The organism is Deltaproteobacteria bacterium IMCC39524, from assembly GCA_029667085.1.
Classification (GTDB): domain Bacteria; phylum Desulfobacterota; class Desulfuromonadia; order Desulfuromonadales; family BM103; genus M0040.
In genome coordinates this window covers 309625-335144 of sequence record JARUHJ010000002.1, presented here as the reverse complement: position 1 = coordinate 335144, position 25520 = coordinate 309625, and the positions used below count along the sequence as shown (strand labels likewise).

Below are 25520 nucleotides of genomic sequence, written 5' to 3'. Positions count from 1 at the left end.
TCTTATCCTCTTCCGTTGCCGTTTACAGCCGTTGTTTGACGAGCAATACGCAATGCGTCAATCACCTTTTCCATGCGCATGCCCCGAGACCCCTTGACCAGAACCCGATCGCCGCTGTGCAATATTTCGAGAAGACTCGCGGCGAGTTCATCATGACTTGTAGCGCTAAACACCCTCTCTTGCGGAAAACCACTCTCAACCGCGCCCCTGGCAATTTCTTCAGCCAGAGCACCGTAGGTAAAGAGCCAGTCAACTCGCTCCGCAGCGAGCGCTCCGATATGGTGGTGCAGCTCCGGGCCAGTTGGCCCCAACTCAAGCATATCTCCCAGAACGGCTATACGCCGACCAGCCGAACCGAGATCGTGCAAAGCATCCAGGGCTGCGTGGACTGAGAGAGGGTTGGCGTTGTAACTGTCATCAAGGACGACGATATCTTCAGTGAGGACAAAAAGCTCCATACGCCCCGGACAAGGTTTGAAAGCTTGTAATCCACTGACAATCTGCTCCAAGCCAACACCAATGACGTAAGCAGCGGCAGCAGCAGCCAGAGCGTTAGCAACGTTGTGACGACCGGGCAGAGGCAAGACAACCTTCTTCACCTTTCCTTCGATAACCAGGTCAAAGCTGACTGAGCCATTATGCCCGGCAATGTTTTCGGCTTTTACGTCGGCCTCGCTAACAGTACCGAACAGGACCCTTCTCACACCATTAGCAACCGGTAACTGGAGCACTTCCGGGTCGTCTGCGTTGATCAGGGCAACGCCGTCGCTCGGCAGGGCAATAAAGAGTTCGCCCTTGGCCCTTGCAACGCCGGAGATGCCATCGAAGTTTTCCAGGTGGCCGGCGCCGACATTGGTAATCATGCCAATATTCGGACGGGCGATTTCTGCTAACCGGGAGATTTCACCTCGCTCACTCATGCCCATCTCGACAACGGCCCAACGATGCTCTGGCTGCAATTCAAACAGGGTCAGAGGGACACCGATCAGGTTATTGAAGTTGCCGGCCGACTTCAGCCCGGGGCCCGTACTTTCCAGAATAGCTGCAAGCATCTCCTTGCAAGTCGTCTTCCCCGAAGTGCCGGTAATGCCGACAACCGGACCGGCAAATTGACGTCGCATGGCTGCAGCCAGGTCGCCCAGTGCCTTGAGCGTGTTATTGACCTTGATCACCGGGACCAGCAGGCCCCCGATCATCTCTTCACTCAAACAAGCGGCGGCTCCATTCTGAATCGCCTGGTTCATGTAATCATGGCCATCGAAGTTATCGCCTCGAAGCGGTATAAACAACTCACCCGGCTGCAAATTGCGGCTGTCTGTTGAAAAACCCTGCAGCTCTACCGACGCGCCATTCTGCATCAGATGGCCTCCGGTGATTTCAGCAATGGTGCGCACGTCCATGCGGATCATTGGTGACCTCCATCTTGCAGAGCCTTGCGTAACTCTTCCCGATCATCAAAGTGAATACGCCCGCTTTTGAGTATCTGATAATCTTCATGGCCCTTACCGGCGACCAGGAGAAGGTCTCCGGGTTGCAGGAGATCTACAGCGAACTGAATGGCAGCACGACGGTCTTCTATGACAACGTAGCCCCTGCCCTCACCCTTGGCCGCTTCCGCCGTACTCCACTCGCGCGCGTGGACCTTGATCAGGCCCTCCCGCACATCGTTGAGAATCTGCGCAGGATCTTCGTTGCGAGGGTTATCCGAAGTCGCGATCGCGATATTAGAGCCACGGGCAGCAACCTCAGCCATGATCGGACGCTTGGTGCGATCACGATCACCTCCACAACCAAAGATCGTCAGAATTCTTTTTGGGGCCAGCGCCTGCATCGCTTCTATGACACGCCGTAGAGCATCACCGGTATGGGCATAATCAACCAGGATCACTGCACCTCGATCATTCTCTACCTGTTCCAGCCGTCCAGGGACACCCGTCGCGGCCGACAGGCCGGAGGCAATCACCTGCGGGGACAGGCCAAGAGCGACAGCCGCACCGATGGCACAAAGCAGGTTCTCAGCGTTGTAATCACCGAGCAAAGGACTAGCGACATCAACGACGCCCGAAGGTGTTGACACTCGGGCGCGGATGCCCTGTAGCGAAATCTCCAGACTTTCCGGATAAATATCGGCGTTGCTGGCTCGTCCACAGGTCAGAGCGTCGGGAAGCATGGCTGCCAGCCGTTGACCATAGCTGTCGTCTATATTGATAACGGCCCGGCCATTGTCGCGGGGGAGCAACTCCTTGAAGAGATGGTATTTGCTCTTGAAGTAGCTCTCCATGTCGATGTGATAATCAAGATGTTCCGGTGTCAGGTTGGTAAAGACCCCAACATCAAAGTGCACACCATCAGCACGACATTGCTCCAAAGCGTGCGAGGAGGTTTCCATGACCAGCGAGCGGGCACCGTTATTGTGGAAATCCCGGACCTGCTTCATCAGGTCAAGAGCTTCCGGTGTGGTGTGCGTAGCATTTCGCAAATCTGTTCCGTAGCGGTAATTGATGGTGCCGACCACGGCAGGAGATAAATCCGCCTGTGCGAGGATCTCTTCCAGCAGGTAAGTGATGGTTGTTTTACCGTTGGTCCCGGTAATACCGACGACCTTCATATCTGCCGTCGGATTGCCATAAAACTCGGCGGCAGCCAAAGCCATGGCCTGCCGGGCATTATCAACCAGCACCACCGTGACCTGCTCAGTTCTTTCAAAAAGTTCTTCACAGAAGACAACCCCGGCACCACCGGCAATCGCGCTGGGGATAAAATCGTGTCCGTCGCTCACAACCCCGCGCAGGGCAAAGAAGGCCTCTCCCTCCCCGATCTGTCGAGAATCGTAGTGCATACCTGTCACCTCAAGGTCCATGTCTCCATGCACCTGCTGGTAAGAACAGTTTTTCAGGATCTGCGCTAGTTTCATAAAGTCCGTCTCAAGCACGTATCTTAGGTGGGTGGCGACAAGCGCACCCACACCGGGGATCCATAGGGTATCGTCACGCCCGGACCAGGCGATTGTTCAACAACTCGACCACGCCCCCGGAAGCTGACGTTCAGCCGTTTCTCTTCCATCACCTCGAGGACCTGGCGATAGCTCAAACCGTCAAAATTTGGCATCTGAGGCCCACCGGAGATATCCGAATTGACAACGGTCTGCTCCAACTGCCGACCTTGAGCCGTTGCCTCAATAAAAATCTGATCTAATGACGGCAAGGTATCTTTGGCAGTGATCGCGTCACTCGGTTGCACCTTGAGGTATTGCATGGCCTGGGCTGCAATCCGCGAGAAAACGGGAGCCGCCGTCAGACCGCCATAAACCACCTTATAAGGTTCGTCAAGGGAGACAATCATCACCAGTTTTGGATCTTCTGCCGGCAGGAAGCCAACAAAGGAAGCCACCCTTTTATCGACTGAGTAGGTGCCGGTCACGGCGTCAACCTTTTGTGCGGTGCCGGTCTTCCCTGCAACCCGGAAACCAGGGACCCTGGCATGGGTTGCGGTGCCACCGTCTTCCGTAGTCATCTCCATCATCCGCGTTACCGTCTGTGCGACATCACGGGCAATGACCTTACGCACAACGCGAGGTCGATTCTGTTGGCTTATCTGCCCCTGACTGTCGACAACACGTTCCACAACATAGGGCTCCATCAGGTAGCCGCCGTTAGCAATCGTGGATACGGCTGTAGCCAACTGGATCGGTGTAACGCTGACGCCCTGACCAAAGGAAATGTTTGCCAGGTCAGCTTCGAACCACCTGTTCGGCGCCCGCAACAGACCAACAGCCTCGCCCGGCAAGTCGATTCCCGTCTGCTGACCGAAACCAAAATCCCTGAGATAACTGTAGAAAGCCTTCCTCTCGAGCATTTTACCGATTTTCGCCGAGCCGATATTCGAGCTGTACTTGATGATCTCGGCAGGCGTCAGTTTCTGGTACTTCTTATGGTCGTGGATATTTCTGCCACCGACACGATACTTGCCATTTTCACAATCGATCTTCTGACTTGTGCTGACAACGGCCTCGTTGAGAGCGGCCGCCATGAGAAACACTTTAAAGGTCGAGCCTGGTTCATAGCTGTCACAGACAGCACGATTCCGCCATTGGGAAGGCTTGTGGCGGAAGAACGAGTTGGGGTTATACTCCGGGTAACTGGCCATCGCCATGATTTTGCCTGTTGCCGGCTCCATCATCACAACAGTTCCAGCCTTGGCACCGGTCTTACGCAGGCCGTCGGCCAACTCCCGTTCGGCGATATACTGCAGGTTCTTATCAACCGTCAGGTAGAGATCGTTACCTCGCGTGGCGCCTTGAACCTGTGGCAAACCTGAACCGAGACCGCGCCCCAGAGCGTCGCGCTCCATGACCAGGTAGCCGCCCCGGCCAAGGATTTGCTTGTCATACTTGAGCTCCAGCCCTTCCAGCCCTTTCGGGTCGAGCCCGGTAAAACCGAGAAGATGAGCCGCGATATTCGAGTTGGGATAGAAACGACGCGGTTCCTTGATCATGCCCACGCCCTTGATGCTTAATGACTTGATTTTTTCGCTCTGGCTGGGCGTCACCTGACGCTTCAACCAGACAAAATTGCTGTTACCTTTGAGTTTGGCCTTAACCGTTGACTTGGGAAGGCCAAGAGCTTTTGCGAGCTGTTTCGTTGCGCCGGCACGGTCTTCCAGCTTGCGCGGTTCGACATAGATAGAATCGACGTCAACGCTCACGGCCAGCTCTTCACCTTGACTGTCAAAGATCGTCCCGCGTTGTGGCGTCAGGGGAATCGTTTTCTGATGCTGGCGGTCGGCACGCTCGTGCCACTGCTCTTCCTGAATGACCTGGAGATCAAAGGCGCGCATCGTCACCAGGGCAAAACCGATGGTGAAGATCACCCCGATCAACCGGATACGAATACGTACGCCTTTCTCCAGCTCTTTCATCAATCCACCGTTATCACCTGCTCGGACGAAGGCAGGCGCAAGTTCAGTTCTTTTCGTGCCACCCGCTCAATCCGTTCGGGATCTCTCAGGCTGGCGGCTTCCAGGGAGAGGTTGCTCGCTTCCTGACGCAGGCCGCGTAACTTGCTCTCCAGTTGCGACATCTCATATTCCAGGCTGGTCACCTGAACACGGGACCAGACGAAGAACAACGAGACCATCAGTAAAAGGGAAATAAAACCGAGCACCGGAAGCAGGTTCGGTCGACGCAGAGTAAATCCATTAATCTTCGGTAAAGCTCTTGCTATAGCATCAGGCATATTATTCCCCTTTCGCCGGGAGTTTTTCCATGGCCCGCAAAACTGCACTGCGCGCTCGAGGGTTGTTTTCTGTTTCTGATTCTGTGGCACGCACGGCTTTACGGGTCAGTACGCGAACCGACGGTTGTTCTCCACAAGCGCAAACAGCGAAACGCGGCGGGCAGACACACCCGGTTGCCAGGGCGCGAAAGGCTTGTTTGACCATGCGATCTTCCAAAGAATGGAAGCTGATCACGACCAGGCGGCCACCGGTCTTCAAGCGCAGCCATACGGTATCCAGAGCAGTACGCAAGTTATCAAGCTCGCCATTCACATGAATACGCAGCGCCTGAAAAACCCGGGTCGCCGGGTGAATCCGCTGCGGCCCCCTGCCTGCCGGCACGACCCGACTGATCAGGTCCGCCAACTGCAGGGTTGTTACAAAGGGCGTTTTCTCACGATCTGTGACGATGGCCCGGGCGATCTTTCCGGCCCAACGCTCTTCACCATAATCACGAAAGATCCTTTTCAATTCATCCGCCTCAGTTTCTGCAACCACTGTTGCGGCAGAGACGCCCTCTTTCGGATTCATTCGCATATCAAGCGGCCCGTCCTCGCGAAAAGAGAACCCGCGCTCCGGGCTATCGATCTGATGGGAAGAAACGCCCAGGTCCAGCAGGATCCCATCAACAGCAGCAATCTCCAACTGGTCGAGCTGCGTACACATGTCTGAGAAATTCCCCTGTCGCAAAACAACTCGTTCACCAAAAGAAGCCAATTCTCTCTGCGCTGCAGCAAGAGCTTCCGTATCTCGGTCCATGCCAATCAACACACCATCGGGAGAACTCGCCTCGAGAATCAACCGGGCATGACCTGCACCACCAAGGGTGCCGTCCAGGTAAACACCGCCGCTATGTGGCTGAAGGTATTGCATCACCTCTTCGGCCATCACCGACACATGCTTGAACCCACCCGAAGACATAACTAAAGCCCCAAGTCGAAACGCTTCTGTCGATCCTCAGCCAGACGCTGCTCAGCTTCGGCGAGCATTTCGATATATCGTGTCTTGTTCCAGATCTGGATTTTTTGCGCGCCACCGACGATGACAACATCACGCACGCCGTCCGTATCCAACTGGCAATACTCTCGCAAGGATTGCGGCAACTGGATTCGGCCCTGCTTATCAAAGGTGCAATGTGTTGCGGGAGTGACGGTTGTAAAATAGAGGTCTTCACGAAACTGGTCGTTCGGAAGTTGTGCGAATTTTTCGAGGAAGCCCTCCCATTCGGAGAGCGGGTAGGCGACGATACCGCAACGGTCCTGAGTGACAACCAGAATATCTTCCTGGTTGTTCTCTTTCAGCTGCTCGCGGAACTTGGCTGGAATACTGGCCCGCCCCTTTGCATCGATTGAATTGTAATAAACGCCCTGAAATCCCATTTGGCCCTCTTTGGCCTAAAATTACACTATTCACCACCTTCTGGGCAAATATAGTCGCCATACGGGGGCCTGTCAAGAATTTATTTCATTTTTTTAAGGGGTTAGGCCATTTTACGGAGGTTGGAAAACAGCTTATGTGCAGGTGATTTCGAGAGCCTTCACAAAGTGTCGGAAAACAGGTTTAGATACAATGTTATATTTTTCAATGAGATAGCAGCGAACCTCAAGAAAACGTCTTAACCATAAAACGGCAAGAAAGGCGATAAGGCTTTAGGGCCGGCCTTACAGCCTTACAACATCACGGCCCTTTCTGGTCTTTATGACCAGGAAGCTGCACCTCAATTTGCTCAATCCTCCGGTCCTCAACCTCGCGAACGGTAAAGAGAACGCCATCGACCTCACAGTGCGCACCAACCTCAGGGATACTCCCCAGAGAGTTGAGCAGGAAACCCGCCAGGGTGTTGACATGCTCTTCGGAGAGACTTAACCCGAAGCGCCTGTTGATGTAACGGATTGCGGCGCTGCCATCCACAAGATAAAGATTTACGCCAAGAGGTTTGACAAGGATATCCTCCTCATCGTACTCATCATGGATCTCACCGACAATCTCTTCGACAATATCTTCAAGAGTGCAGATCCCCTCGACCCCGCCATACTCATCAACAACCATGGCAAGGTGCAGGTGCTTGCGACGAAAGGCCTGCATCAGGGCTTCAATAGGCTTGGCTTCAGGGACAAAGTATGGAGGTCGAGCCAGTTCACGCAATGAGAACTGATCCGGCTTTTCGAGATAACTCAGAACATCTTTGGAATGAATAACACCCACCACGTTATCCAGATCACCATCGTAGACGGGGAAACGCGAATGTCGGGCCTGAGCAGTCAACTGCACAACGTCCTTAAAAGCTGCATCAACAGAGATGCCGACAACCTCTGTGCGCGGCACCATGACGTCGCGTACGCGACTCTGCGAAAGGTCAAAAATGCCGTGCAGCATACGGCGTTGATCTTCAGCGACAACCCCCGATTCTTCACCGAACTCGATAATTGACCGGATTTCATCTTCGGAGATCAAAGGGGTCTGATCTTCTCCCCTGAGGAAGTGAGTCAAGATACGTGAAACACCGCTGACCACGGCAGTCACCGGACGTAACATCCACATGAAGAAACGGATCGGGTGCAGCACTCGGAAAGAGAGTTTCTCCGGGTAAGTCGCTGCGTACGTCTTGGGGCAGACTTCCGAGAAAATCAGCAACAGCGGGGTCAAAATAAGAATTGTCATTAATTCGCCCCCCTTCCCGAACAGATCGAGAAAAAGAGCTGTTGCAAAAACCGAGATCATGATGTTGACCAGGTTGTTGCCGACCAGAATGGCGCTCAGCAAATCGTCAGGCTTGGAAAGAAGTGTCTCCAGACTCTTGGCACTAGGGCGCGCCTTTTCTGCCAGGTACTTGACCCGTAAGCGGTCCATCGACATGAGCGCTGTTTCAGAACTGGAAAAAAAGGCCGAGAAGACAAAGAGGACTAAGAGTCCCAGGACGTGCAGCCATTGATCTGTGGTCATCGGGTTAAATCACCTGTTGTTTCGTAAGGATACGTCTTTAAAGGATATTAACTGACTCGCGAGAGAAACACAATCAGCTAAAGTTTTATTTACATGAACCCTTGCCCAATGAATTCAAAACAAAAAGACTTAAAACCCTTCTCCCGCATGAAGAAAAAATCTGTTATATTAACTCCTTAAGCAGCGATTTAAGACTGGCAGCCCCTCACCATTTCTGTTGGAGCAACACCAATGATCGACCTTTTCACCCAACAACGCCACACCGATCTCTGTACAGAGATCAAACGCCACAACCAGCTCTATTACAACCAGGATCAACCGGAGATCAGCGATGCTGAATATGACGCTCTTTTCCGCGAGCTACAGGAGATTGAATCGCAGTTTCCTGACCTGATCACACCTGACTCGCCGAGTCAGAAGGTCGGCGCACCGCTCACGCAAAAGTTTGCTCCTTCACCACATGTTGTACCGATGCTCTCTCTTAAAAATGCCAAGAACGCCGAAGAGTTTCACGACTTTGACACCAGCTTGCGCAAAACCTTCCTGGCCCGTTCCGAAGAGCTTGAATACGCCTGCGAGATGAAGCTTGACGGTGTGGCTATAGAGCTGACTTATGAGAAGGGCCAGCTGATAAAAGCCAGCACCCGTGGTGATGGTTTTGTGGGCGAGGATATCACCGAAAACGTCAGGACGATTGCCGACATCCCACACAAGCTGAAAGCACCCTATCCTGACGTCCTCGATGCACGTGGCGAGATCTATATCGACCTGGCAGACTTCCAGGCCCTGAACAGGGCACAGGAAGAAGCCGGAGACAAGACCTTTGCCAACCCGCGCAATGCTGCAGCCGGCAGCCTGCGCCAACTCGATGCAAAGATTACCGCGCAGCGCCCGCTGCGAATCTTCTGTTACGGAGTCGGCCGCATGCAGGGCATCGTGACTGCAACCCAGATTGAAACTCTGCAATTACTGGAAAAACTTGGCCTTCGCGTGAACCTGGAGCACACGATTCCTGCCCTGGGCGCCGATAAGGTGGTCGACACTTTCAGAAGACTTCAGGAACAACGCGACAGCCTGCCCTTCGAGATTGATGGTGTGGTCGTCAAGGTTAACGACACGGCTTTGCAGGAAGAGCTCGGCATGGTCAGTCGTTCGCCAAGATGGGCGATTGCCCTGAAGTTCCCACCGCGCCAGGAACAGACTTTGGTCGAAGACATAGGCCTTCAGGTCGGCCGCACCGGCGCCATCACCCCTGTGGCCTACCTGAAGCCGGTCATCGTCAGCGGCGTTACGGTCTCCCGGGCCAGCCTGCACAACTGGGATGAAATCGAGCGTCTCGACATTCGCGTGGGCGACCATGTCATTGTCGAGCGTGCCGGGGATGTCATCCCTGATGTTGTCAAAGTCCTTACAGAAAAGCGCACCGGCAAAGAGCGTCAGATTCCCCTGCCGACAGAATGCCCTGAATGCAAGGCCCATGTGCAAAAAAAACCGGGCGAAGTCGTACCACGCTGCAACAATCCTCGTTGCCCCGCCCAGGCCATTGAGAGCTTTAAGCATTTCGTCTCACGCGACGCCATGGACATAGAGAGCCTTGGTGAAAAGCAACTATCGCAGCTGCTCACTGCCAACAAGATCAAGGACTTCGCCGACCTGTACCTGATCGACAAAGAGGCGATGTTCGCCATGGAGCGTATGGGCGACACTCTTGCGGAAAAGCTGTTACGTTCCATTGAGGCCAGCAAGACCCAGCCCCTTTCAAGGCTCCTCTTCGGGCTCGGCATTCGTCACGTCGGCAAGAACACCGCCAAGATCCTGGCCAAGCGTTTTGCCTCCTTGGACGAACTGGCAAAGTGCAGCACTGAACAATTGATCGCCATTCACGAGATCGGTGACAAGGTCGCCGAATCGATCGTCGATTATTTCAATAACCCCGAGAAGATACTCCTGCTGGAGAAGCTGCAAGAGGCCGGGGTCAAACCGCAGACAGAAGCCGTAATCCAACAGGACGGCCCCTTGACCGGAAAGACTTTCGTTATCACCGGCACCCTGTCGAGGTGGTCGCGCAAAGAAGCCGAAGAATTGGTCGAAAAGGCCGGCGGCCGAGCCGCCGGCTCGGTCAGCAAAAAAACCGATTACGTGCTGGCCGGGGAAAATGCCGGCAGCAAACTGACTAAAGCGGAAAAGCTTGGCGTTAAAGTCCTTGATGAAACGACTTTCGCCCAGCTGGTGGGGGTCGCACTATGAAAAAAGTCCGCGCAGAGCTCAAGATTCATGGCCGCGTACAAGGCGTTTTTTATCGTCAATCAACCAAGGAAACCGCCGTTCGGCTCGCTTTAACCGGATGGGTCAGGAATTGTCCAGACGGTTCCGTTGAAGCGGTCTTTGAAGGTGAGAAAGCTGTTGTCGACCAGGCGATTGAATGGTGCAGACAAGGTCCTCCTGCGGCTCGAGTTACTGATGTCGTTGTGAGCTGGAAGGACTTCGATGGAGGACTTGACGGATTTGAGGCTCGACGCTGAAAACACATCAGCCGCCCTTGATAAGTGACTGCGTTTATTCAGGCAGCTTCCGGCATAAAAAATGCCCCGGTTCCTGGAGGGGAAGGCCGGGGCTAAATCTCTGTACAACCAGTTTAGAAGGGTTGTAACAGAGTGTCATATATTTTGTGAAAAGAACGCTACTACAGTCGCAGGATTAAGTCAAGTTCATATTTGGCCAGTGCTTGGCAAAAAAGAGCCCCACAGCTCTGGAGGTAGTGAGCTGTGGGGCGAAATATTCTTTTTCAGGAGGTTTTGAAGAAGGTTGCCTCGGATTTACCTGCCACAGAAAATCTTCAGCTTATCTCCAGGTCGCTGCCACGGCCACCCTTTGATGGTTTGTAAGATACAGCAGAGTTCAAGAGAAATAAACGTGGGGTCTCGTAAAGTTTAAATCGCGATCTCACAAAACCGGACTGTGCCTTTACACAGTCTGCCAGGCTAACTGCGCTCGCCATCGAGAAGTTTTTCTATCTGTTTAAGAACCTCTCTCGTCTGAAACGGTTTGGTCATAAAACCATCAGCTCCGGCCTTACGTCCTGTCTTCAGGTCACCCTCAGCACCTCTTGCCGTTAGAAACATGACCGGGATGTCTTTTGTCTCCGGGTTTTCCTTGAGATACTGACAAACTTTAAAACCGTCGATATCAGGCATCATGACATCAAGCAGGATCAAATCTGGCAGCTCCTGGCGCGCCATAACGATCCCCTGCTGGCCACTCTCCGCGTATATCAGCTCGTAGCCCTTGATGCGAACAATCGCCGCCAACAGACGAAAAACAGTCTTGTGATCATCTACCAGCAGAATTCTTTTCTGCTCAGCCATTAGATGTCCTCTTCCTCGGCCAAGCTGAGACTCTCGCGATACACATCGCTGCTCGGCAGGCCATATTCCTTGGCAATCAGTTTAACGGCATCACGTCGCGACAAATCACCTTCATTGAGCAATTGCCGCAAAGCCTCACGCACGTTCATCTGCGGTCCTTGAGTGCTCGGTGGAAGGATCAGAACCAGTTCACCACGAGCCGGCTCACGTTCAAATCGAGCCACTGCGGCGGAAATATCCCCCCGGAAAAACTCTTCGTGCAGCTTGGTCAACTCGCGTGCAACAACGATTTGACGTTCTGAACCAAAGATTTCGACCATGTCAGAGAGGGTGGCTGACAATCGATGTGGTGCTTCATAAAACACCAGAGTCCTCTGTTCCCCATTCAATTGACGGAACAGATCTTTCCGGGCCTTGGTTTTTTGCGGCAGGTAACCCTCAAAAGCGAAACGATCAGTGCCCACCCCGGCGGCGCTCAAGGCCGTAATCGTTGCCGAGGGACCGGGAATCGGTACGACCCGGATTCCGGCATCGTAACAGGAAGCGATCAGGCGGTAACCGGGGTCTGCAATACAAGGCGTTCCCGCATCGCTGATCAGAGCAATATTTTCCCCGTTTTGCAACCTCTCAACCAGCATCTCCTGCCGCTGCCGTTCGTTGTGATCGTGATATGAAATCAACGGCTTCTTTATACCGAAATGGGCAAACAGCTTACGACTGTGCCTGGTATCTTCTGCCGCGACCAAGTCGACCTCGCCGAGAATCCTGACGGCTCTATAGGTCATATCCTCGAGGTTGCCGATCGGCGTGGCAACAATATAGAGAGTTCCTGTTGGAGGCCCGCCCTGCTCTTCAATCATACGTTCAGAAATCCTTTTCTACGGCAGCTGCAGCGATCTGATCCAGCTCTTCCAGCCAGAGGTTAGCGCTGGCATCACTCGGCATACGCCAATCACCACGCGGTGACAATGAGACGCTTCCGACCTTCGGTCCATCGGGTAGACAAGAGCGTTTGAACTGCTGTGCAAAGAAGCGGCTATAGAAGAGCTTCAGCCATTTGAGAATCTCTGCCTGAGAGTAGTCTCCAGCAAAGGCACGACAAGCGAGATCGAGGATCTTGCGTGGTGCAAACTGGTTGCGGACCACCTGGAAAAGGAAAAAATCGTGTAGTTCGTATGGACCGACATGGTCCTCGGTTTTCTGGCTGATAGCTCCATCTTCATCGGGCGGCAGGAGTTCCGGGGACACGGGCGTGGCACAGACGTCGTGCAGCACCTCTGCCGTTTTGCCGCTGAACTCGGCTTCAGCACACCATTCGATCAGGTAACGCACCAGGGTTTTCGGTACCGAGGCGTTGACCCCGTACATCGACATGTGGTCGCCGTTATAGGTCGCCCAGCCAAGGGCCAGTTCCGACAAATCCCCCGTACCGACCACAAGGCCACCGACCTGATTGGCCAGATCCATGAGAATCTGGGTGCGCTCACGGGCCTGCGAATTCTCGTAGGTGATGTCGTGTTTGTCAGGGTTCTGGCCGATATCTGCAAAATGTTGATGAACAGCTGCATCGATACTGATCATACGCAAATCGACACCAAGCTCTGCAGCAAGAGTTTCGGCATTGCCTTTGGTTCTGGCAGTGGTCCCAAAACCAGGCATAGTGACCGCGAGAATATCGTTGCGTGACCATTTCAAGCGATCGAAGGCCTTGACCGTAACCAGCAAGGCCAAGGTGGAATCCAAACCACCGGAGATTCCGAGAACAACCTTCTGGCTGCCGGTGTGCATCAGACGTTTCATCAGGCCTGTCGTCTGAATGGCAAAAATTTCTTCGCAGCGCCCCTGGCGTTCGGCAAGATCAATCGGCACAAAAGGCGTCTTGGCGATCGGTCGCATAAGATCATCAGCTTGACGCTCGGTCACCTCGACAGGCACCAGCAGAAAGTCCTGATCGGTCATACTGGCTGCGTAACTGTTATTGCGCAAACGCTCATGGACCAGGCGCTGAACATCAATATCAGCAACAGCCATCTGCGAGGCAAATTGAAAGCGTTCGGTTTCAGCGAGAATCTGGCCATATTCAGCGACCAGGGAATGGCCGGAGAAGACCAGGTCGGTGCTGGATTCGCCCGGCCCCGCCGACGCATAGAGATAGGCGCTCAGACAGCGTGCGGACTGAGACTCAACCAGGGCTCGCCGGTATGAACACTTACCGAGAATTTCGGGGCTTGCGGAAAGATTAATCAGGAGCGTTGCGCCGGCGGCGGCCATGGCTCCACTCGGCGGGTTGGCCACCCAGGCATCCTCGCAAACCTCGATCCCGAAGAGACAGTCAGGCATACCATCGACATCAAAGAGGAGGTCGGTCCCAAAGGGAGGAGCTTCGTCCAGCCACGCCAGCTGGTCATCGACCAGGTCGAAGGCACTGGAGAACCAGCGCTCTTCATAAAATTCTTGCGTGTTAGGGAGAAAGGTTTTCGGCACCACACCGCAGATACGGCCATGGCTCATAACCACTGCTGCGTTGAAAAGCCGTCCGGATTGACGAACCGGGGCGCCGACGATGAGAATCATACCGGTTTGTTCGCTTAAGGTGGTCAGCGTTGTAAGTCCCTCGCGCACCTTTTCCAACAAGCTCTGCTGATAAAAGAGATCGCCGCAGGAATAACCGGTCATGGCAAGTTCGGGGAAGACCAGAAGTTGCACGCCTTGGTCCGCGGCCTGCAGAGTCGCCTCTTCAATCGCAGCCAGGTTAAAAGCAACGTCGGCAACCTTCAATGCCGGGGAAACCGCCGCCACCCGAATCATCCCCAACTCACGCAGTAACATTGTCACCTTGAACCTCCTCGGCCTCTGGTTATATCAGCGAAACAACAAGGGTTATATTGTATGTGGGAGAACGGGAAAAAGCAATCGGAACGAGGCTGGCTGAAAAGGGTGAAGGAATGTGTTCAGGCTTCAAAAGCGTCGGGGATATAATCAACCTGAAAAGACTCGCCGGACACGGTGATGGCAATCACATCGAAGCGGGGCTGCAAGCCCTTGTGCGGCTTGTTGTTTAAATACCATTTGGCGGTCTGCACAATCTGCCGCTGCTTACGTGGCCCCACCGCCTCGCCGGGTGAGCCAAAGGCTGAACCACGACGGGTTTTCACCTCGACAAAAGCCAGGATGCGTTTGCTTTTAACCACCAGGTCAATTTCTCCGACCGGAGTGCGCAGATTACGTTCAACAATCTTCATGCCCTGGTTTTGCAGATATCGGGCAGCGGCCTCCTCGCCTTGCCGTCCCAGAGTTAAGCGTTCCTGGGTCATGGCCCCTCACAATGCTCTTTGACACCGGCAAAGGAGCGCCGGTGGCAGATACAGGGACCATATTTGGCGACCGCATCACGATGTTTCTGACTGCCGTAGCCCTTATGCCCGGCAAAACCGTACTCTGGGAAAAGTCGATCGTAGGCGACCATGATCCGGTCACGCACCACCTTGGCAACGACTGAAGCCGCGGCAATAGAGAGTGAACGTGAGTCCCCCTTTTTCAGGGTCTTCTGTTCAATCAGGGTCGGAACAGGGGTAATCCCATCTACGAGGAGAAAATCAGGAGGGACAGAGAGTCGCGCGACGGCACGATTCATCCCCTTCAAGGTCGCCTGCAGGATATTAATCTGGTCGACTTCATCAGCCCGACTGACACCAATCCCTACAGCAATGGCCTGCTCATGGATCAAGGGGTAAAGTTCGTTGCGCTTTTTCTCAGAGATCTGTTTGGAATCGTTCAGGCCAGGGAGCTCGAAATGTTCCGGGAGGATGACTGCAGCTGCAACCACAGGCCCGGCCAAGGGACCTCGACCGGCCTCGTCGATACCGGCAACGGCCTGATAGCCCTGACGTCGAGCCATGGCTTCAAAAAAAAGGGTGGATTGTTCTAACTCGGGGAATAGTACCATTGGCCCTTACCTTGTAAATGTGGCCAACAGTATTAACGGATTTCTACTGGCAATTCAAGGAGTCAAATGTGAATAAGACGTTTCCCACCAGGCTCTGTGAGCGTTCTGTGTTGATGAATGAGTAGTCTCATACGTCCTAAGGTAATCTAGGAATTGTTGCTGGCATAACTTCTGAGAAACCAGCAAGGGGTGTGTCAGGAGAGTGCGACTGACAAACTAGTTTTTGCCTCGTCTTGAAAGAATATAAGCAAAAACCAGCAAAGGATATACTAAAAGTGCTTCAACAAACTTCCCCTGGAAAAGAGCGAATGTGCTGAACAACATACCAACTATTATTAGGACTAACAGCAGTATTGCAATCGGACGGTTCATGATTTTCTCGTTTTGACAATCTCGAATCTTGGACCTGGTGTCTTAAAAACCCCGCTCCTGGCACACCAGAAATCATGACTCAGGGCCGTGAACCGACACACTTCGTAACGTTCATGATAACCGGCGGCGAAGCTAGGTTACGGCCACTATCGCAATTACAGGTTTTGTTTTCAGTTTAGCGCAGACGCATTATTCGTCTGCGTTGGTTTGATGGTTAAATGACCTTTACAGCACAAATACCAGCAAAACAGGTAAAACAAAAATTAAGGCAAGAGATGAGATTTGCCAGATGATCAATGCCTTTGTTTTCGCTTTGCCAAACTCTTGACTGTGTGTTGCATAAAAAGCTTTGTAGAAACCTTCTATGTTCCCATTTACTGACATGATGATCGTGTCTTTAAAGCTGACATCGACCACACCGCGAGTTCTTAGGTACCGGCAAAAATATAGAAGTAGCCCACCGTGGCAGAAGAACAAAAACATTAAAACTGCCACAAGGCTCCACATTATTTTATCATCATTCATGATTTATGCTTCTAACATTGATACTGCACGCTGGTAGGCTTGATATCGCCTCACAGGTAGTCAGTTAATTAGTGTCTTATGCACCTTGGTCCTGATACACATCAATTCATGTATCAAAGGCGTTGTGAATTGGACTATACGGTTGAAGGTTCGAGACCCTTCAACCAGTTTTCTAAAGCTTTATAAGTTCCGGTTTTGGAATCACATGACACTTAAGGGTGGTTGCTTTTTTATATTCTTTATCTGTTAACGTGCTAGCCATAAGTGCTTTTCGTTGTTTATTTACTTTGCAGCCTTTCTCTGCTTGGAGTTCAATCAAGCTTAATCCATCAATAGCTGGGCAATCGTTATCAATGAGCAAAAATTCAGCACAAGACTTCTTTGCATGACATTGTTGCCCTACAGACTTAACTGCATTACAGAGCAAAGGGTCAGATATAAGAATAGGTTTGTAGCCTAACTCCTTCGTGTACAATCCAAGGTCATCCCTGACACTGTCTTCATGCTCAATAATCAGTAAATTACGCATATCCTCTCCAGTTCAATAACGTTTCAAAGCAGTAGCACTCACCCTGAATCCAGGCCTCAAAACCCCTGCGACTAACACAACAACAATTGCGTTCCGGGACCGTGGTGTTGAGGCATTATTGTTTACATTCTTCGTATGTCGGACCCCAAGGCATTATTACCCAATTAACTTTATTACCTGAAACATACATAGGGTTATCAATTGTAAATTCTGAAGTTTTTATTTCGTAGAGCTTGTCCCCAGGGAGGTCACTGTGAACAAATTTGTGGTATCCATCTTCAGAGCCAATATAAAACCACTGGGATGCTTTAGGATCTTGCCATTCACATTTGAGCCTATTTAAATCATCCGGAGTAATTACTTCAAACTCGTCAGATAGCCAATCACATGCTGTGACTGTTAGTAGCAATATGAAAATTATTGTCATCCTCATAATATCGTCCTAAATACCTCGCTCCTGACACACCCTTATTTACGTCTCAAGGGCGTGGTTTATGAGAGTATGACCTTTACGTTTTTCAGGCTTCATTCTTGTGAAAAACATCAAAGAAGACGACGCTATTATCGTCTATCTCGTCACACTTTTCACAGCGGTCTTCTAGCTTTTTACTTGCTTTGCGACAGATCGCACACCACTCATAAATTAGCCGATAGTCTCCACGTCCAACATACTTCTTGAAGCGGCTATGATGAGTGCCACGCATTCGACCATCAGCATCATCGGGGTTATGAAGCAGGCGTTCAATGACTTTGTTGATTCGTAAAAATCCTGGAGGGTCTTGCTTTTGGATTTTGATTAGCTTGCTTTGGAAACAAACCGTTGGATGGTAGGTATACGATGACATTAGAATCAGGCCCCTCCGTTTCTCATTCATCAAGCAACTGACACACTCGGCAATTTACCGGAATTATTACATTTGGTCAAACTTGAGAAGTCTTGAAAGTTGTGCAGTGGCTAATGAGAGTCAAAATCGGCTGATGTGGACGACTCCTAGAAACCCTCCGACTGACTCATCTACATATAGCTCATCTACATTCGCCTTGAGAGTAGCTGGTGACTTTTGAGTCGGAGCAAGCGCCACAACCATTTGAGTAAGTTCTAAATGAACCATCAGCGAGATTGCCGCAGACCGGGTTGTAATCCATGGTACACATTTCAGGTCGTAACTCAGGACATTTTACTGAAGCCATCTTTACTGTTTGCTGCTGCTGAGTTGGTCCACATGCTGTGACGAAAAGAACAACTATAAAAAATACAATTCTTGTAGAAAACGATAGTTTCATTTGCTCTATCCCTTATGAAAAGCTGTCCTACCCACCTCGTCGCTGACATGCCCCGGTCAGTTGTTGATCTCTCTAACATCGTGCAATTGCTTGAGCAGAAGGACGTTGATCTTGTTGTTCTTGACCAGGGAATCGACACAACAACAATTTATGGGAGACTTCAATTCAACCTTTTGGCTTCCATTGGTGAATTTGAAAGGGGCATAATCAGAGAACGGTCAAAAGAGGGTCGCGAGAAAGCGATTGCGCGGGGAGTGAAGTTCGGGATAAAAGCCAAGCTAAGTGCTTATGAAATTTCTGAGATGGTTAGGCTTTTTGAAACTGACGAGCTTAGCAAACGTGACATTTGTGAAATCTTCGATATCAGCAGATCTTCCGTTTACAGACTCTATGCCGAGTATAAACAGGGGCAAATTGGGGTTTGCCAATAACCAAATCGTAAGGCCACCAATTATGCCTGGTGGCTATTTTTCTGTTCTAAGCAACCTGCCGCTGCCACACTCACCTATATAATGCTGCTTCAGGCAGTTCATCAACACTCAACGCTAACAGAACTTTCCACTAAACATGGCCGTTGTTGAAGAAGACAAAAAGAAAGCCCCGGCTTTAAAAACCGGGGCTTGCAAATCTCTTTGTCTTGCAGTTTAGCGCTGACGGATTTCCTTGATACGTGCAGCTTTACCCTGCAGATTGCGCAGGTAGTAGAGCTTGGCGCGACGTACACGGCCAACCATCATCACTTCAACCCTGTCAACGCAAGGTCCGTGCAGAGGGAAGACTCTCTCAACACCCATGCCGTTGGACACTTTGCGTACGGTGAAGGAAGAACCGACACCATTGTTGTGACGCTTGATGCAGACACCTTGAAAAACCTGGATGCGCTGTTTGTCACCTTCAGTGATCTTAACATGCACACGCAGTGTATCCCCCGCCTTGAACTGAGGGACATCTTTTCTCATATTTTCCATGCCGATGTAATTAATAACGTTCATCGTTTTTAGCCTCCTGATGTAAAGCGAACAGGATATTTACCGTAAGAGGTGTGAGAGAGTCAAGTCAAAAAGTCATTATTTTCTGCAACAATTGTCATCTTTTCAAATCTGCCCAATACGTCATAAGAAACATCTTCTAGTCACGGCCTGTGGAACGGCAGAAATACTCAATGATCAGAATGGCGAACGACCAGTTTTCCCAACATTTCCTGCATCTGTTCAAAGACTTCAGGCCTCTGCCCAGGGTCCGTAAAATAAAGGAAAAACCAAGAACCCTCCACATAACCAATCGTGCCGACGAACTTCACAGGGAGATCATGCTGCTGGTAATCTGCCACAAGCTGGAAGGCTTCTCTCGCCCCTTGAATCTTGACCGGCAGGACCTCCCAGACAACATTGCTGACATCTTCCTCACCTTCAAGGCTCTGCGCAGCATACTCCGCCGAGGTCCGCAGGGTCTTCGTGCTCGGAGCCGACGCACCCTGTTCGAGAGGGCTGAAATCTATCTCAAGGTGAGCCCCGCTTGCCGCATGATAGACGAACGCTTCATTGGCCGCCATGCGCTTGCGAGTCACCTTCTCAATCTGTGCGGCAGAAGCATTGGCCGCTGCAGGCTCGTGGGCCACATGACCAGCCATCTCTTTAACCAGAGCATCGGGCGGCTCCAGATGCAAAGCCCAACCTTCGCTGAGAGGTATCTCAACAAGCAGATCTTCAGAGATCACTAGCTCGGCCGCGGTGGCGGGTAAAAGCAACACGCTCATGGCAAGGGCAAAAAGAAAAACAAATCGAATCATGGCAACCTCCCCTTCTCAACAATATCAGTGTATCTAATCGGGCCCAAAATGCATATTTGAGAAAGTATCGAGGAACTCTAAACAAGCGGCAGGACCGCCCCCTGCTCTCCGATCAATCGATCAAGCATGATGGCGGCAGCGGTTCGTACCGAGAGGTGATTGTATTGCCCGGCCCGCACCGGTGCAAGGCAAGGACGCTCCGGCGCATAGAGCTCTGGAGCCAGACCGTGCCCGGTACCAAAGACCAGCAGCAACGGCCTCTCTACTGCAAGGTTTTGAGCCTGGGGGTAATCAACGCCCTCCTGGTGTCTGGCGCCAGTCAGCATCGCAAGTCCTTCTGAGCCGACCAGAGAACGCCAGTCTGCGAGAGCGTCATCAAAGCTGTTCACGACCTGCAGGCAGTCGAGAGCCTGGCAGCGATCCGGGTTATAGCTGGCGCCGGAACCTTTCTGCCAGTGGCCAATAATACGTGAGGCGAGCAACTGTTGTTCTGCCGCCGGGGTGACCAGGTAATAACGTGAAAGGTTGTAAGTTGTTGCCAGGCGGGCCAGATCATGGATATCGAGGTTGGTAACGGCCGAGGTGACCACATCCCCTCGTCGATCGAGAACAGGGTGATGGACTAGGGCGATGGCCATCGGCTTGAAGATCACTGCTCCTGCTCCAATGCAGCACGCAGCTCATCAAGGTACAGGAGGTCCTCTTTGCTCAGAGGGGCTGATTCGAGAAGTTCCGGCCGGCGCTCCAGGGTGCGTCGTAATTGCTCACGTCGACGCCAGTTGGCAATCAACTGATGATTGCCCGAGGCAAGAACCTCCGGCACGCGCACACCCTTGAACTCAGCCGGCCGCGTGTATTGGGGATACTCCAGAAGTCCATCACTGAAACTGTCTCCCTGGGCGCTACCGGCAGCACCAAGGACACCGGGTAGCAGGCGCGCTGTGGCATCAAGGATGGTCGCAGCAGCCAGCTCTCCACCGGTCAGAACGAAATCACCCAGAGAGATTTCTTCGTCAACCAGTGACCTTATACGTTCATCAAACCCTTCGTAGCGACCGCAAACAAAAACCAGTCCAGCTTCCTGGCTGAACCGTTCCGCGTCAGCCTGCTGAAAGGTTTTCCCCTGAGGCGACATGAGCAGAATCCTCGAGACCGGTCTCTTCTCTCTGAGTTCAGAGAGCGCCGCAGCAACCGGCTCAACCTTCATAACCATGCCGTCACCACCTCCATAAGGGGTGTCGTCGGTCACCTTGTGCTTACCTTCCGCCCAGTCACGCAAGTTGTGCAGATTGATCTCGATCAGGCCTTTATCAGCAGCCTTGCCAAGAATACTCGCGGTTAACGGGCCTTCGAGCATGTCGGGAAAGATCGTCAGGATATCAAATTTCATGGGGAGTTTATTGGTCCGCCTCCGGGACAAGCCCTTCGGGGAGGTTAACGTGCAGTTGTTCGGCGTCCCGGTCGACCCGCACCAGAAAAGACTCAACCGCCGGAATCAGAATTTCACCAGCAGGGCCATCAACCTCGAGGATGTCGTGGGCCGCGGTCGCAAACATTCCAACCACGCGGCCGAGCACGCCCTGTTGCTGATCAACCACTTCCAGACCCTCGAGATCGGACCAATAGTATTGCTCATCATCCAGTTCAGGAAGGTCTGTCTTGGCCATCCAGATCGAGGCACCAACCAAAGATTCTGCTGCGGCCAGATTTTCCATCCCGGCAAGGCGTAGCAGAACATTCTGTTTATGTTTGGAAGAACGGACAGTTTTGTAAGCAACAAGGAAGTCGCGACTGTCCTTTAGATAAACTTCACGGGCACCTGGCAAAGCCAGATCTCCGGTCGGCAATGGTCGAATCTTAACATCCCCGCGTAAGCCGTGAATGCCGATTACGACTCCCACTTCGAGGAGATCCTCAGGCTTGACATCCATCATCCACTATACACTCTCAAAAGAACACCAGGAGATGGCAAAGCCATCCTTACTCGAGAATCTGTAGAACAGCCCTTTTGTTCTCGCGAGTGGCCTTGGCATTGAGGAGGGTGCGCATGGCTTTAGCCGTGCGCCCCTGCTTGCCAATGATGCGTCCCATATCTTCCTGGGCCGCAGCCAACTTCACAAGAATTGTTCCATCGACGTCTTCATCTTCACTGATGGAGATCGCTTCAGGGTTATCCACCAGAGCTTTGGCGATGAATTCGATGAGCTCTTTCATGGCGTCCATCCTTTAGACAACAGGGAAGTCCTGTTGCGGGTGCCGCAAAAGCTCAGGATCTTAAGCCTGCTTGTACTTGGCCCAGATTCCCTGCTTACGCAGCAGTTGACGAACCGTATCAGTAGGCTGAGCACCTTTGTTCAACCACTCAAGGGTTTTGTCTTCAACGATATTAACCATTGGGGGATCCTGCTTCGGATCGTACTGCCCCAACTTTTCGATAAAGCGACCGTCGCGGGGAAACCGCTCGTCTGCTACAACAATCTGATAAAAAGGTTTCTTCTTGGCGCCGCCACGGGCCAGTCTGATTTTTACTGCCATCGACTTCTTTCCTCCTGAGCTTGTCGCTCATCTTTATTATCGGGGGTATCCCCTAGTTATATCTCTGTCTGGCTATCATGCAACCCGATACGGGCCGGGTAAAACTCTACATGGGCATGCCACCAGGACCCATCATACCGCGCAGGCCCTTGGGACCCATCTTCTGCATCTTCTTCATCATCTTCTGGGCCTCGGTAAAACGCTTGAGCAGTTGATTAACATCCTGCACGCGGGTACCGCTACCATTAGCAATGCGCAAACGTCTGGAACCATTGATGATCTTATGGTTTTGTCGTTCCTTGCGAGTCATCGAATCGATGATCGCCTCGATCTTTTTCATCTCGTCATCAGGAAGCTGCATGCCCTTCATTTTCTTGAGAGCTTTGCCGGCTCCGGGAATCATAGAAAGCATTGATTCCATCGAGCCCATTTTTTTAATTGACTGCAGCTGTTCCTTGAAAGTCTCCAGGGTAAACCCATCCTCACGGAGACGTTTTTCCATATTGGCAGCGTCATCCTTATCGATGGCCGCTTCGGCTTTTTCGATCAGGGAGAGCACATCCCCCATACCGAGAATCCGTTGCGCCATCCTTTCGGGATGAAATGTTTCCAGAGCATCGAGCTTTTCGCCCATACCGACAAACTTGATCGGCTTACCGGTGACGGCACGAATCGACAGCGCAGCACCACCGCGGGCATCGCCATCGAGCTTGGTCAGGATAACACCGGTCAGGTCGAGGCGCTCATTAAAAGAGCTGGCCACATTGACCGCATCCTGCCCTGTCATGGCGTCCGCTACGAGCAGGATCTCCTGCGGTTGCAGGTCGTCGCGAATCCGCTCCAATTCCTGCATCAGGGTGTCGTCAACGTGCAAACGACCGGCGGTATCAAGTATCAGTGTATCGTAACCCTGACGGTCGGCAAACTCACGTGCCAACCGGCAGATTTCAACCGGATCCTGATCAGCACTGCTGTCGAAAACCGGAATATCGATCTGGCGGCCGAGGGTTTTAAGCTGTTCAATCGCTGCCGGACGATAAACGTCGGCAGGAACCATCAAGGGGTTACGCTTTTCCTGGCGCAATTTGAGCGCCAACTTGCCACAGGTGGTGGTTTTACCCGCCCCCTGCAAACCGCAAAGCATAATCGGAACGGGCGGGCGGGAAGCCAGATCCAGCTGGTTGTCCTCACTGCCACCCATCAGCAAGCCCAGTTCATCACGAACGATCTGGACCACCTGCTGACCCGGGGTCAAACTTTGCAAAACATCATGACCAACTGCACGCTCACGCACAGCAGCCACGAAGTCTTTGACCACCTTGAAGTTAACGTCTGCTTCCAACAGGGCCAGGCGAACCTCACGCATTGCCTGCTGAATATTATCTTCAGTCAGACGACCGCGTCCGCGAAGCTGCTTGAATACAGCATCAAATTTTTCTGTCAGGTTATCAAACATACAGTTATCAGTTTATTGCCGGAAAGCAAAGGGAGCACTTTAGTTAAACTGCGCGGACTTTGTCAAGCGAAATCAGGTCAGAGCAAGTCTCGTTTGCAGAGGGTCACAGCAGGCTGGAAACGTCTAAATACGCACCGTCGCTGCGTTGATACATTTCCGCTGGAGACAGGTCTGACTCTTCAAGGATTGACAACAGACCATCTCTAACCTCGGGCGAAAAGCGCAGAGCCAACCCGCAATCAGAAGTCAGCTGTCGAGGCACAGGAATCAGCAAAAAATCCTGTTTCTCCTGCTTGAGGGTTTTCTCAGCCTTGAGAACCCGATGAATCGAGTGGAATATGGCGACGTAATCGTTCTCTTTTACCATCAATAATGTCCCGTAACTCTCCAAGAGGGCGGGCATCATGCCACGTTTAAAACCTTATAGCAAGGCTACAGCGACAAAACGCTTTGTGACACTGCCCTCAAGAGAAAAGGCCACCCGGTTCAGGGTGGCCTTTCATAATTAACAGAAGTGTTCTGGGCCTAGAAATGGTGAACAAAGCGCAAATTGTAACGCTCACCTTCCGGGCGACTTTCTGCATCTGTTTCAAAGTATGCATTCACAAACAGATGTGTATCCTGGGAGAAATGCCAAACAGCACCGGGACCGATGGCAAAAACCTTTTCTTCTAGAGACTTGTCTTTATTGCCACCCACCTTGGTATCGCTGATCTGGTCGAACCAATAACCGTTAATACCAAGCCGAAGTTGCTTCGGCAACACCTCATAGGCGGCAGTGAAATTCGCGTGAACAGCTTCACCCGGTTCAAGATCAACACTGTTAGGTCCGAAATCATCGTTTTCGTCATTCCAGAGGTAGTGTAGTCGCCAGGAAACAGTCGCTTTGGGACCGAGAAAAACCGTCGCAGCCCAGTAAGGGTTGAATGAAAAGTGGTTGCTGCCCGGGTTGAGTGCCTTATCATTATCATACTTGCCTGTCGGGAAAATAGTTTGCAATTCAATGCGGTTAACCATTAAGGGACCACTAGCCCCCATGATCGGATCCCATTGAAGGTAAGGACCAACGAGCAGGTCACCAAGACCCGTACCATTGTCTTCAAGACCTGCGGGATTGCTCCCCACATCAAGGCCAACAACGGGCAACATGACATTGAGCCCCCATTTACCACCAAAAATGAGTTCTTTATCAGACTGGTAGATAAGCTGGTTCATCAGAACCCAGACATCAATATCGACATCAAGAGCCTTGGAGCCCTTTTCATTGTTTAAATGATCTGCCGTATAATACTGCAGGTATTCTGACAGGTACAACCCGGGACCTGCTGGCGGAGCACCATCGAGAAAACTCGTAAAGCCGAGATTTACATTCGGCTGGCCTAGACCAAAAGCCGTCCCGGAAAAGAGTGTGAGTGCTATCAAGGCACTCAATACAATACACAGGTTCTTCATCATCCATCCTCCCTATTTATGTGTGATAAATCACAATTATCAATATGCAA

Annotated in this window: 30 protein-coding genes; 3 read left to right on the top strand and 27 right to left on the bottom strand. The window is 51.9% G+C overall.

All coding sequences use genetic code 11. The annotated features are described in order from the left end of the window. Positions 1-2: 2 nt before the first annotated feature. From murF to P9J64_07175, 7 genes are all read right to left on the bottom strand, one after another. Positions 3-1409: a UDP-N-acetylmuramoyl-tripeptide--D-alanyl-D-alanine ligase gene (murF, locus tag P9J64_07205; GenBank protein MDG5468110.1), complete on the bottom strand. Its 1407-nt coding sequence runs from the start codon at positions 1407-1409 to the stop codon at positions 3-5. Next, positions 1406-2914: a UDP-N-acetylmuramoyl-L-alanyl-D-glutamate--2,6-diaminopimelate ligase gene (locus P9J64_07200; protein MDG5468109.1), complete on the bottom strand. Its 1509-nt coding sequence runs from the start codon at positions 2912-2914 to the stop codon at positions 1406-1408. The genes murF and P9J64_07200 overlap by 4 nt, the downstream gene beginning before the upstream one ends. Before the next feature lie 23 nt (positions 2915-2937). Continuing rightward, positions 2938-4917, bottom strand: coding sequence for a penicillin-binding protein (locus P9J64_07195; protein ID MDG5468108.1), 1980 nt, complete (start codon positions 4915-4917; stop codon positions 2938-2940). After that, positions 4917-5234, bottom strand: coding sequence for a cell division protein FtsL (gene ftsL / locus P9J64_07190; GenBank protein ID MDG5468107.1), 318 nt, complete (start codon positions 5232-5234; stop codon positions 4917-4919). The genes P9J64_07195 and ftsL overlap by 1 nt, the downstream gene beginning before the upstream one ends. Before the next feature lies 1 nt (position 5235). Beyond that, on the bottom strand, positions 5236-6195 hold the full coding sequence (rsmH, locus tag P9J64_07185; protein MDG5468106.1) for a 16S rRNA (cytosine(1402)-N(4))-methyltransferase RsmH: 960 nt from the start codon (positions 6193-6195) through the stop codon (positions 5236-5238). Between the two features lie 2 nt (positions 6196-6197). After that, positions 6198-6653, bottom strand: a complete 456-nt coding sequence (locus tag P9J64_07180; GenBank protein ID MDG5468105.1) for a division/cell wall cluster transcriptional repressor MraZ — start codon at positions 6651-6653, stop codon at positions 6198-6200. 298 nt (positions 6654-6951) lie between these two features. Beyond that, positions 6952-8217, bottom strand: a complete 1266-nt coding sequence (locus P9J64_07175; GenBank protein ID MDG5468104.1) for a CNNM domain-containing protein — start codon at positions 8215-8217, stop codon at positions 6952-6954. A gap of 231 nt (positions 8218-8448) precedes the next feature. Here P9J64_07175 and ligA point away from each other — a divergent pair, with 231 nt between their 5' ends. After that, complete coding sequence (ligA, locus tag P9J64_07170) at positions 8449-10464, top strand: NAD-dependent DNA ligase LigA (protein ID MDG5468103.1); 2016 nt, start codon at positions 8449-8451, stop codon at positions 10462-10464. Then, the gene (locus tag P9J64_07165) at positions 10461-10739 is read left to right on the top strand and encodes an acylphosphatase (protein MDG5468102.1); all 279 of its coding nucleotides are present in this window, start codon (positions 10461-10463) and stop codon (positions 10737-10739) included. The genes ligA and P9J64_07165 overlap by 4 nt, the downstream gene beginning before the upstream one ends. Before the next feature lie 459 nt (positions 10740-11198). Here the strand turns inward: P9J64_07165 and P9J64_07160 are convergent, their stop codons facing one another. The 10 genes from P9J64_07160 to P9J64_07115 all read right to left on the bottom strand — a co-directional run bounded on the left by P9J64_07160 (position 11199) and on the right by P9J64_07115 (position 18109). Continuing rightward, positions 11199-11582, bottom strand: coding sequence for a response regulator (locus tag P9J64_07160; GenBank protein ID MDG5468101.1), 384 nt, complete (start codon positions 11580-11582; stop codon positions 11199-11201). Then, positions 11582-12442: a 16S rRNA (cytidine(1402)-2'-O)-methyltransferase gene (gene rsmI / locus P9J64_07155; protein MDG5468100.1), complete on the bottom strand. Its 861-nt coding sequence runs from the start codon at positions 12440-12442 to the stop codon at positions 11582-11584. The genes P9J64_07160 and rsmI overlap by 1 nt, the downstream gene beginning before the upstream one ends. 4 nt (positions 12443-12446) lie before the next feature. Continuing rightward, complete coding sequence (locus P9J64_07150; GenBank protein ID MDG5468099.1) at positions 12447-14411, bottom strand: NAD(+) synthase; 1965 nt, start codon at positions 14409-14411, stop codon at positions 12447-12449. A gap of 122 nt (positions 14412-14533) precedes the next feature. Further along, complete coding sequence (locus P9J64_07145; GenBank protein ID MDG5468098.1) at positions 14534-14896, bottom strand: YraN family protein; 363 nt, start codon at positions 14894-14896, stop codon at positions 14534-14536. Then, complete coding sequence (locus P9J64_07140) at positions 14893-15528, bottom strand: ribonuclease HII (GenBank protein MDG5468097.1); 636 nt, start codon at positions 15526-15528, stop codon at positions 14893-14895. Before P9J64_07140 ends, P9J64_07145 begins: the two co-directional genes overlap by 4 nt. 597 nt (positions 15529-16125) lie before the next feature. Further along, on the bottom strand, positions 16126-16425 hold the full coding sequence (locus tag P9J64_07135) for a hypothetical protein (protein ID MDG5468096.1): 300 nt from the start codon (positions 16423-16425) through the stop codon (positions 16126-16128). 172 nt (positions 16426-16597) lie between these two features. Beyond that, positions 16598-16954 (bottom strand): hypothetical protein, encoded by a 357-nt coding sequence (locus tag P9J64_07130; protein ID MDG5468095.1) that lies wholly within the window; start codon positions 16952-16954, stop codon positions 16598-16600. A gap of 115 nt (positions 16955-17069) precedes the next feature. Then, complete coding sequence (locus P9J64_07125; GenBank protein ID MDG5468094.1) at positions 17070-17387, bottom strand: hypothetical protein; 318 nt, start codon at positions 17385-17387, stop codon at positions 17070-17072. A gap of 85 nt (positions 17388-17472) precedes the next feature. Beyond that, positions 17473-17799 carry a toxin gene (locus tag P9J64_07120; protein MDG5468093.1) on the bottom strand — a complete coding sequence of 109 codons (327 nt, stop codon included), beginning with the start codon at positions 17797-17799 and terminating at the stop codon, positions 17473-17475. A gap of 181 nt (positions 17800-17980) precedes the next feature. Continuing rightward, complete coding sequence (locus P9J64_07115; protein MDG5468092.1) at positions 17981-18109, bottom strand: hypothetical protein; 129 nt, start codon at positions 18107-18109, stop codon at positions 17981-17983. A gap of 176 nt (positions 18110-18285) precedes the next feature. On the opposite strand from P9J64_07115, the gene P9J64_07110 reads away from it, so the two are divergent. Continuing rightward, positions 18286-18669 (top strand): recombinase family protein, encoded by a 384-nt coding sequence (locus P9J64_07110; GenBank protein ID MDG5468091.1) that lies wholly within the window; start codon positions 18286-18288, stop codon positions 18667-18669. Between the two features lie 213 nt (positions 18670-18882). On the opposite strand, the gene rplS is transcribed toward P9J64_07110, so the two are convergent. The 10 genes from rplS to P9J64_07060 form a co-directional block, all read right to left on the bottom strand. Beyond that, positions 18883-19230: a 50S ribosomal protein L19 gene (rplS, locus tag P9J64_07105; protein MDG5468090.1), complete on the bottom strand. Its 348-nt coding sequence runs from the start codon at positions 19228-19230 to the stop codon at positions 18883-18885. A gap of 167 nt (positions 19231-19397) precedes the next feature. Beyond that, positions 19398-20027: a hypothetical protein gene (locus P9J64_07100; protein MDG5468089.1), complete on the bottom strand. Its 630-nt coding sequence runs from the start codon at positions 20025-20027 to the stop codon at positions 19398-19400. Positions 20028-20104: 77 nt separating this feature from the next. Continuing rightward, entirely contained in the window at positions 20105-20680 is a 576-nt protein-coding gene (locus P9J64_07095) for an RNA methyltransferase (protein ID MDG5468088.1), read from the bottom strand. Further along, entirely contained in the window at positions 20677-21417 is a 741-nt protein-coding gene (gene trmD, locus P9J64_07090; protein ID MDG5468087.1) for a tRNA (guanosine(37)-N1)-methyltransferase TrmD, read from the bottom strand. Before trmD ends, P9J64_07095 begins: the two co-directional genes overlap by 4 nt. A gap of 7 nt (positions 21418-21424) precedes the next feature. Then, positions 21425-21961, bottom strand: coding sequence for a ribosome maturation factor RimM (rimM, locus tag P9J64_07085; GenBank protein MDG5468086.1), 537 nt, complete (start codon positions 21959-21961; stop codon positions 21425-21427). Between the two features lie 46 nt (positions 21962-22007). Continuing rightward, on the bottom strand, positions 22008-22241 hold the full coding sequence (locus tag P9J64_07080; protein MDG5468085.1) for a KH domain-containing protein: 234 nt from the start codon (positions 22239-22241) through the stop codon (positions 22008-22010). A gap of 60 nt (positions 22242-22301) precedes the next feature. Next, the gene (gene rpsP, locus P9J64_07075; GenBank protein MDG5468084.1) at positions 22302-22562 is read right to left on the bottom strand and encodes a 30S ribosomal protein S16; all 261 of its coding nucleotides are present in this window, start codon (positions 22560-22562) and stop codon (positions 22302-22304) included. 106 nt (positions 22563-22668) lie between these two features. Beyond that, positions 22669-24018 carry a signal recognition particle protein gene (gene ffh, locus P9J64_07070; GenBank protein MDG5468083.1) on the bottom strand — a complete coding sequence of 450 codons (1350 nt, stop codon included), beginning with the start codon at positions 24016-24018 and terminating at the stop codon, positions 22669-22671. 103 nt (positions 24019-24121) lie between these two features. Then, complete coding sequence (locus P9J64_07065; protein MDG5468082.1) at positions 24122-24424, bottom strand: DUF3343 domain-containing protein; 303 nt, start codon at positions 24422-24424, stop codon at positions 24122-24124. Between the two features lie 119 nt (positions 24425-24543). Then, positions 24544-25473 (bottom strand): transporter, encoded by a 930-nt coding sequence (locus P9J64_07060; protein MDG5468081.1) that lies wholly within the window; start codon positions 25471-25473, stop codon positions 24544-24546. Positions 25474-25520: the final 47 nt, after the last annotated feature.